The following is a 9,061-nucleotide window of genomic DNA, read 5'->3' as shown; positions in this document are numbered from 1 at the left end:
GAAAAAAGCCTAAACGGTTGTTTAGGCTTGGAAAGCTTGGTGGGTCGTGAAGGATTCGAACCTTCGACCAACGGATTAAAAGTCCGCTGCTCTACCAGCTGAGCTAACGACCCGAAAGAGTGCGCATAATATGAAAACTTTATTGGGTTGTCAACAGTTTTTATTCACCGTTTAACAGATGCCTTTAGAAGATTTCACGCCAGCTGATGCGGCGCACGCCGCAGTTACGTCCGTCAACTGCAAAGCTGTTGCCGCTACCTTTCAGAATAAAGCGGTCACCTTTACCGGTAAAACATTGGTTTCTCGGAATGGCGTTGCTTGTGTTTAACATACCGTCGGTTCCTGAACCGCCGCTGTCGCCGTCGAGCGTAACAGAGCTGTCGGTGGCGCGTTGGGTTGAGTTAACGTAAGTGGTGCCGTCGATACCGCTGTGCATTTGGCCGTTTGCAAAAAAACCGCTGCTGTTCAAAACGGGGGTGCCGTCTTGTTTCAAATATCGGATACGGGCATGAGCTTTTGACAGCGCACCGCCGGTGTCGGCATGAATCACCAGATCCCAGCTGTTGCTTTCCGTTTTGGTTTCAGTGGTTTCGGGAATACACACATCACCTGAAGAATTGCTAACAGTTTGAGTGGTTTTATAAATGCGGGTATTTACCAATGCGCTGCGCAAAATCATGGTGGGTTTCACAACAACACGTTCGCCATCGGTTGCGCCCAAATCGATTTTCCAGCCTTTATGTTCAGGTTTTATCAGGTTGTTGGTTAAAAAGCGGTAGTCTTTGCCTTCAATTTTTTCAACCTTTAATTCTTGCTGCAGCAAATCGCTAGCCGTTGCGGCTGCTCTCGTTGTTACAGTATTGGCTACAGGCGGGGTTAAATCATCGAAAATGCCGAAAATTGCCTGCTGGGTTTTGCTGGCGGCATCGCTTTGATAGATATCGCTGCCTGTGCCGAAAATAACCACATACTTATTTAGCGATTGACGGGAAACGGCAGGGGCTGCGGTAATCGGTTGGGTTGCCGAACCGTTGTAGATACGTTCCACTTTCCAGTTGCCGGGATTTTCGCCGCGCAAATCGAAGCGGTACATATTGCCGCCGTAATCACCTGCATAGGCAACATCGGTAATGCCGTCAAAATCTGTATCTAGCAGGGTGGGGCTGGATAAGCCGCCTTCACCGCCTGGAACTTCGATTTTTTTAATCAGATCACCTGCCTTGGCTCCTTTTACCTCTCCTGTTGAGGCTTCCTGCCCCAGTAAATCGTAAACATAGAGGGCGGTTTCGTTGCCGGCATCATTGATATCCTGTTTGCGGTAACCGCTGGCAAGAAATGCCGCATAGCGTACATTTTCAGAAGTGTTTACAGCCGTTTGGCTTCCTGCGGCGGGGCGTTGGATGGAAATACGGCCGATTTGCGGTGTGCCGATAGTGTAACCCAGTGTGTTGCTTGTGCCTTTTGCCGTTTCAAATAGAGGCACTTGGGTATCCCAGCTGCTGTCGGCAGCATTCAAGCCGATTGCTGCCGTACCGTTTTTACGGTCGGTTCCGCCGATATTCAGTGCATAAGCACCGCGGCCGCCCTGACCCATGGCGCCGAACATAACGGTTTGCTGGCCTTTAACCTCGCCTGACGGAGCGGGTGTTTGGCGCACCACAAACCCGCCGTTAACCATATAACGGTGCGGCGTGGCTGATCCATAACCTTCAACGGCAAGTTCTTTTAAAGTTTTGCCTAAAGTTTCACCGCCGTTACCGCTGTCGCGTTCCATCCCTGCGGGGATATAACTGAGTTTCAGGCTATACGGGTGGTCGGCATCGCTGCTGCTTTGAAACAGATGCACCATGCCGTCGTTGGCGGCGGTTAATAAGAACTCTTGGCGGCCGTTAACGGTTTTGCCGATGGTGGCGATGCCGCTGTCTAAAATATCGCCCAAATCACGTTTGCCGCTTACCGGATTGCCGTTGCTATCCAAATTACGGTCGCGATAGGTTTGGCTGTATTGATTGCTGGCAGCTTCGGCCTTAATCACAGAATCGGCTTTGCTGCCGCGCACGGTCCACGGTATCAGTGCGTTTTTCCATTCGTCGGCTGCGGTGCCCGAAATGCCGAAATCTGCATTGCTGCCGCTGAGCGCATCCGCCCAAAAAATGCTTTTACCCGCCGCATCGGGCGTGCCTGTGTTAACCAGCGTTTTGCGGCCTGCAAAAGAAGGCTGTTTAAAGCTGTTTTTAAATGAACCGTCTTCTGCCAATTCGTAAAAGCGCAATTGGCTGCTCCATGTTTGCGGATCAAGATATACCGACAGAGCCGCACTCGGCGCTTCACTGGTGCCCTTGCCTGTTACGGCAGGCGCGGCGGTACCCACGCCTTCTTGTGCATTATTCAGGCTGCTGTTTTCAATATTTTGGAAGATGGAACCGATTGCCGTAACCAATTCATCTGCACTTCGAGCATTGAAAAATGATTGTTTATGGCTGCTGGCCGCGCCTTGTTCAAGGTATGCCCTGCCGACAGCAGTTAATCCCTCGCCGAAACCGATGGTGAAAGTTTCTGCAATTTGTTTTGCATACAGGCTTTGTCCGTCAGATCCTTTAGGGTCTGCGGGGTCTCCGTTCCAACTTTTGCCTACGCTATCTGTACCGCTTGTTTTGAAATCTTTAGTGGCTAAGGTTTTACTAAACCAGCCCAGACCATCATTACGATCCCAAACAGTATCCCAAAGGTCTATAAGCCAAGTTCTCTTGCTATTATCATAGGTTGCTGTATACCGAGCTTGCCCGCCGGTGCGCGTGCCAAAGTAAGTATCTTGAATGGTGTTGTTAGTAAAATATGGTGTGGTTCTTCGTGGTTGATATCCAGCGCTTGTTTGCATCCAACCATCCGGAGCTACTTGGCTTCCATTCGCATCACCATCAGACATCAAAAGAATAAAGTTTTGTTGGCATCTATATCGAGTATTATCAACAACAACTTTTGACAGCTCATAAAACCGGCGTGTTGTAGGCGTACCTCCTTTGGGCGACATTTGATTAATTTTTCCAATAACAGATGTCCAATTATCGGTATAAGTTGACATATTTACTGAATTGTTATTGTTCAGTGTTTGTATATTCCAATTGATTCGTGATTGATAGTTATTGACTACCGACGTTAGCGCCTCTTGAGCAATAGACATACGGCTGCGTTCTCTGGAAGTGGCCGCCCTGTTTTCCCCAACAACGAATTCCATACTGCCTGAATCGTCAATAAACAGCATCACATTCGGCTTAACCTTGCCAGCCCCGCCCTGAATTTTGGTTTTATTTTGAAGATAGATGGGCGTATCGGCAAAATTTGCCGATGCCGTTCCGGTTGCCAATAATGCAAAAGCCGAAGATAAGCTGTAAATTATCGGGCGCATGGTTGTGCGAAAGCGGGAAGGTAGTTTTTTCATAATGTGCAGTCTTTCATAATCACCCGCAAAAGCTTGAATGGCTTGGTTTGGGCGTTAATGTAATTTTTTGTATGGAAATGTATGTGATTTTATCATGCTGATTGAGTTTTTGTGTTTTTATAGCCAGATAAAAAATAATACTTTTGTAAAATACAACAGTTTGTTCTATTGTGAATCAACTGAATAACAAGTACGCACGTCATACTCGGGTCAAGCCCGAGTATGACAGAGCGGTTATATATTAAGAGGTTTTTATATAACAATAGAGCTATAAATCTATTTCAGGGCGGCAGTTGCAGTTTCTGTAAATCAACACCTGATTTCTGCTTGAGCCTGTGCGCTATTTCGCTTAAAATATCTTGCTTCTACGGCATAGAGTTATGCCCCGAAAAGCACGTAACACGGTTTTTTAGCAAGCCGTGCGGCGTGTTTTTTTTTAGCCGGATTCTTTTCAGACGGCCTTAACCCTTCTAAAGCCGTTCCACACCCAGCCAACACAGGATACCCATCATGACCACACCCGCAATCTTAGTGCTCGCCGACGGCAGCGTGTTTCACGGCACCTCGGTGGGTTTTAACGGCACGACTTCCGGCGAAGTGGTGTTCAATACTTCCATGACCGGTTATCAGGAAATCCTCACCGACCCTTCTTACTGTAAACAAATCGTTACCCTCACTTATCCGCACATCGGCAACACCGGCGCCAACGGCGAAGACACGGAAAGCCGCGGCGTGTATGCCGCCGGTCTGATTATCCGCGACTTGCCGTTGTTGCACAGCAATTTCCGCAGCAGCGAAAGTTTGCAGGATTATCTGGTGCGCAACCAAACCGTGGCGATTGCCGACATCGACACCCGCCGCCTCACCCGCATTCTGCGCGACAAGGGCGCGCAGGCAGGCGCGATTCTCACCGGTGCGGATGCCACCGAAGAAAAGGCGCGCGAACTGATCGCCGCGTTCGGCAGCATGGTGGGCAAGGATTTGGCTAAAGAGGTAACTTGCGGCGAATCTTATGAGTGGGTTGAAGGCGAATGGCGTTTGGGCGAAGGTTTCAGACGGCCTGAGCAGCAGCCTTATCATGTGGTGGCTTACGATTTCGGCGTGAAAACCAATATTTTGCGTATGCTCGCCGAGCGCGGCTGCCGCCTGACCGTAGTGCCGGCGCAAACGCCCGCCGCTGATGTGCTGGCCTTAAACCCCGACGGGGTGTTCTTGTCCAACGGCCCCGGCGATCCCGAGCCTTGCGATTACGCCATTGCCGCCGTGAAAACCCTGCTGGAGAGCAAAAAGCCGCTGTTCGGCATCTGCCTGGGCCACCAATTGCTGGGGCTGGCGGTGGGCGGCAAAACCCGCAAAATGGCGTTCGGCCACCACGGCGCCAACCACCCCGTGCAGGATTTGGCCAGCGGCAAAGTGATGATCACCAGCCAAAACCACGGCTTTGAAGTGGATGCCGACAGCCTGCCCGCGCACGTTAAAGTAACCCACCGCTCGCTGTTCGACGGTTCGCTGCAAGGCATCGAGTTAACCGGCCAGGCGGCATTCAGCTTCCAAGGCCACCCCGAAGCCAGCCCCGGCCCGCACGATGTGGCTTATCTGTTTGATAAATTTATCGACAGCATGAAAGCGGCCAAGGCCGTCTGAAATGCCTGTCTGAAAAGGCCGCTTGAAAATGAACATTACCGCGCTCGACCATTTGGTGCTGACCGTTGCCGACATCGAAAAAAGCATCGCGTTTTACACGCAGGTTTTGGGTATGAAGGAAATCACGTTCGGCGAAGGCCGCAAGGCGCTGCTGTTCGGCCGCCAGAAAATCAACCTGCACCGGCGCGGCGCCGAAGTGTTGCCCAATGCGCAAAACGCCGGCTGCGGCACGGCCGATTTATGCCTGCTCACCGACACCCCGCTGGAGCAGGTGCTGGCCGAGCTGGAGGCGCACGGCATTCGTGCTCTGAGCGGCATCGTGCCGCGCACGGGCGCGGTGGGGGCAATCGAATCGGTTTACCTGCGCGACCCCGACGGCAACCTGCTGGAAATCAGCCGCTATATTTAAAAATTATCTTTCAGACGGCCTCAACTCAACACAGGCCGTCTGAAAAACAAAAAACAACAAAAAGCTTCAAAAACAGAGAACAACCATGGTATTTACCGACAAACAAATCCGCATCTTATCCATCGTCGCCACCATGATGGCGGTGGGCATGTATGTAGCCTATATTCCGCAGATACAAATGAATCTGTCCGGCCAGAAAGGCGCATGGCTGCAACCTTTGGTGGCCGCGATCAACTGCACCTTATGGGTGATTTACGCCCTGTTTAAAAAAAACCGCGATATTCCCGTGGCGCTGGCCAACGCGCCCGGTATTTTTCTCGGCCTGATCACGTTTATCACCAGCTTTTAACGTGCAGGCCATCGTTCTTTAACTTGATAACCCACGCTAAGGCCGTCTGAAAATGTTCGGCATAACCGACCTTGCCGCCTATATTATCGGCACCATCGCCGTTATCCTGCTGCCCGGCCCCAATTCCATGTATTGCCTCACCGTTGCCGGGCAACACGGCGCCAGGGCCGCCTACCGCGCCGTGGCGGGCATCTTGCTGGGCGACAGCCTGCTGATACTCGCTACCGTATTGGGCGCCGGCACCCTGCTCAAGCTCTATCCCGCCCTGTTTCACGGCATCAAGCTCGCCGGCGGGTTATACTTGGCCTATATCGGCTGCAACCTGTTGCACGGCGCCGCCAAAAAATGGCACTTCCAGCCGGGCGCAACGGCCGCGGCGAACGGCGCAAACAACCCGCCCGAGCCGCAGCACATTTTCAAACGCGCGCTGCTGCTGAGCCTAACCAACCCAAAAGCGATACTGTTTTTCCTATCGTTTTTCGTGCAGTTCGTCGATCCGGCCTACCCACACCCCGCGCTGAGTTTTCTCGCGCTGGCCGTGATTTTGCAGCTGGTGAGCCTGCTATATTTAAACACGCTGGTGTTCGCCGGCCGCACACTCACCCGCGCGTTTAAACGACACATCAAAATATCCGCCGCCGCCATGGCCGCCGTCGGCGTGCTGTTTATCGGTTTCGCCGTAAAAATGTGGACGGCGGGTTTGTAAGGGACATGCCTGTCTGAACAAAGATTTTCAGACAGGCATAAAGAAGCAAACTATCCAGCAAATAAATATATCGTTAAAATACAAAATATTATGAATACGCCTGCCCACCACACCCTGCTGCAACACATCGCCGACGTGATTCAACAAGCGCGCAATCAGGTGCGCTCGGCGGTTAACAGCGCAATGGTGCAGAGCTATTGGGAAATCGGCCGCTTAATCGTCGAGCACGAGCAACAGGGCGAAAAGCGCGCGGCTTACGGCAAACAGCAGTTGCAAAGTATTTCCGAAGCGTTAACCGCACAGTTTGGCAAAGGCTTTGACGTAACCAATTTGCGTGCCATGCGCCAGTTTTACTTACTGTTTCCAATTCGAGAGACAGTGTCTCTCGAATTAGGCTGGTCTCACTACCGCCGTCTGCTGCGGGTAGAAAATCCCCAAGCTCGTGCGTGGTATCAGCGTGAAGCCATCAGTCAAAACTGGAGCGTTCGCGCGCTAGACCGCCAAATCGGCGTACTCTATTACGAACGCCTGCTCAGCAGCCGCGACAAAGCCGCTGTTGCCGCCGAAGCCGGGCAGAAAATACAGGAGCAGGCCGAAAGCATCCACGATTACCTGCGCGATCCGTATATACTTGATTTTTTAAACCTGTCGGACAAAAGCTATCAGGAAAGCGATATCGAAAACGCCATTATCGGCCACTTGCAGCAGTTTTTACTCGAACTTGGCAAAGGTTTCGCTTTTGTCGAACGCCAGCAGCGCATCCGTTTTGACGACGAAGATTTTTACATTGACCTGGTGTTTTACAACTTCAAACTCAAATGCTTTTTACTGCTTGATTTGAAATTAGGCCGTCTGAAACACCAAGACATCGGCCAAATGGACACCTATATCCGCCTGTATGACGAGCAATACAAAAGCACCGACGACAACCCCACCATCGGCTTGGTTTTGTGCAGCGAAAAGAGCGAAGCCGTAGTACGCTATTCGGTATTGGCCGAACAAAAACAACTGTTTGCCGCCAAATACCTGCCCTACCTGCCCAGCGAAGAAGAATTAAAACGGCAGCTCGAATGGGAACGTGAACGGGTGATGAATGCTTTGGGGCGGAAAGACGAATGATGGGCAGGTTGGGCTTCAATGGCCGACCTACGGCTACAGAAGGGCATAAATGTGTCAACGCACGCGGCGGTTGGGTCTTGTCAGAAAAATAGCAATGTGTGCGTGGCTGCGCCGCACATTCTGCACGCAGGCTACGCTTGCTTTTGGTAGGTCGGGCATTAATGCCCGACATAATCCGCACCCAAGTAACAGTCGGGCATAAATGCCCGACCTACGGTTGTTTTGAAACAACAGCAACCCCGTAGGTTGGGTTGCAAACCCAACAAAACCGTTAAATTTAAGAAGAGGTTGGGTATTGACCCGTTGGAGAAGTTGGGTTGTCAAACCCAACGTTTTGAAATAATTGAACGATGTAATGTTGGGTTTTCAACCCAACCTACGCTTGCTTACGCTGCACACCCTATGCGCAGGCTACGCTGGCCATTAACAATAAAGAGTTCTACCAAAATGACAATATCTCAAAAAATACTTCGTACCTTTCAAAAAAGTACTCTTTTGATTGAACACCCCAGAGGAGATGATTATCCTGGCGTAGTTGGAACAGGTTTTTTTATTAATGATACTTCTGATGAAAATATTTTCTATTTTTTAATGACTAATCACAATTTCTGGCGATACAAAAACAAGGGGGGACTTTATGCCCAAAATACACAAATAGATATGAATGAAGTTCAGAATAGAATAGATAATTTTCGTATTTACTTTCCAAAATATAACGATAACGATGAATATATTGGTGATGTTTGTGATGATCCATTACCACCTATCTTTATTAAATCATTGATAATACCAAGTAGTGGTAAAAATTTTAGTAAACAACTGAATGAAGATGACTTCTGTATTTTAAAATTAGATTTTAATATAAGTGAGGAAAGAGAAAAATATAATGAGGTTTGTTGTGAATTCAAATCTAAAATAAAAGAACTAAGTTATAGCAAATTTGCCAATAATGAAATAATAGAAGATATCGTAAAAAAAGAATGTAGGGTGTCCATAACTGGCTTTCCTAGAAATAATATAAATAATGATCTTGATTTTGATAAATGCATATTAAAAATAAATGCTAAGTATTATACAGCTTTTGCAAAAATTGCTCGTTTGGAAAGAAATTTTTTCTTAAAGTTACATGAGTTAAGACAAAAAAATGGGGATCCTTTTGAAGATTTTTCAACGGAAATGAACGGGTTATCAGGAAGTCCGGTATTATTTATCTCAAACAATCAGTCAATTGTGTTAGGTATGCTAATCCTTGGAGGAAATTTAGGTACTGAATACGAAGGAACTGCTTATTCAATATCTATTAATCATCTATTAATGTGTCTCAAAGATGATCAATATGTAACTGAAATAAAAAATCAAAAATTTATTAATATTAATCCTTATTTTAAGTAAAGA

7 protein-coding genes and 1 tRNA gene are annotated in these 9,061 nt (G+C 48.8%); 6 read left to right on the top strand and 2 right to left on the bottom strand.

What is annotated here, in order from left to right; genetic code table 11:
- Nucleotides 1-37: 37 nt before the first annotated feature.
- Together NQ012_RS11395 and pilC are read right to left on the bottom strand one after the other, a co-directional pair.
- Nucleotides 38-113, bottom strand: a tRNA-Lys gene (locus NQ012_RS11395).
- Nucleotides 114-184: 71 nt separating this feature from the next.
- Nucleotides 185-3,439 (bottom strand): PilC family type IV pilus tip adhesin, encoded by a 3,255-nt coding sequence (gene pilC, locus NQ012_RS11390; RefSeq protein WP_257067701.1) that lies wholly within the window; start codon nucleotides 3,437-3,439, stop codon nucleotides 185-187.
- A gap of 510 nt (nucleotides 3,440-3,949) precedes the next feature.
- Between pilC and carA the strand changes: the two genes are divergently transcribed.
- The 6 genes from carA to NQ012_RS11360 all read left to right on the top strand — a co-directional run bounded on the left by carA (nucleotide 3,950) and on the right by NQ012_RS11360 (nucleotide 9,058).
- Entirely contained in the window at nucleotides 3,950-5,083 is a 1,134-nt protein-coding gene (gene carA / locus NQ012_RS11385; protein WP_257067700.1) for a glutamine-hydrolyzing carbamoyl-phosphate synthase small subunit, read from the top strand.
- A gap of 28 nt (nucleotides 5,084-5,111) precedes the next feature.
- Complete coding sequence (locus tag NQ012_RS11380) at nucleotides 5,112-5,492, top strand: VOC family protein (RefSeq protein WP_257067699.1); 381 nt, start codon at nucleotides 5,112-5,114, stop codon at nucleotides 5,490-5,492.
- A gap of 85 nt (nucleotides 5,493-5,577) precedes the next feature.
- Complete coding sequence (locus tag NQ012_RS11375) at nucleotides 5,578-5,841, top strand: SemiSWEET family transporter (RefSeq protein WP_257067698.1); 264 nt, start codon at nucleotides 5,578-5,580, stop codon at nucleotides 5,839-5,841.
- Nucleotides 5,842-5,893: 52 nt separating this feature from the next.
- Complete coding sequence (leuE, locus tag NQ012_RS11370; RefSeq protein WP_257067697.1) at nucleotides 5,894-6,547, top strand: leucine efflux protein LeuE; 654 nt, start codon at nucleotides 5,894-5,896, stop codon at nucleotides 6,545-6,547.
- Between the two features lie 90 nt (nucleotides 6,548-6,637).
- Nucleotides 6,638-7,666, top strand: a complete 1,029-nt coding sequence (locus NQ012_RS11365; RefSeq protein WP_257067696.1) for a PDDEXK nuclease domain-containing protein — start codon at nucleotides 6,638-6,640, stop codon at nucleotides 7,664-7,666.
- 288 nt (nucleotides 7,667-7,954) lie between these two features.
- Nucleotides 7,955-9,058 (top strand): hypothetical protein, encoded by a 1,104-nt coding sequence (locus NQ012_RS11360; RefSeq protein ID WP_257067695.1) that lies wholly within the window; start codon nucleotides 7,955-7,957, stop codon nucleotides 9,056-9,058.
- Nucleotides 9,059-9,061 lie beyond the last annotated feature (3 nt).

Origin of the sequence: Neisseria dentiae (assembly GCF_024580525.1) — a bacterium.
GTDB lineage: Bacteria > Pseudomonadota > Gammaproteobacteria > Burkholderiales > Neisseriaceae > Neisseria > Neisseria dentiae_A.
Note: the sequence above shows the minus strand (reverse complement) of the source record. Positions and strands in the feature narration are given on the sequence as shown.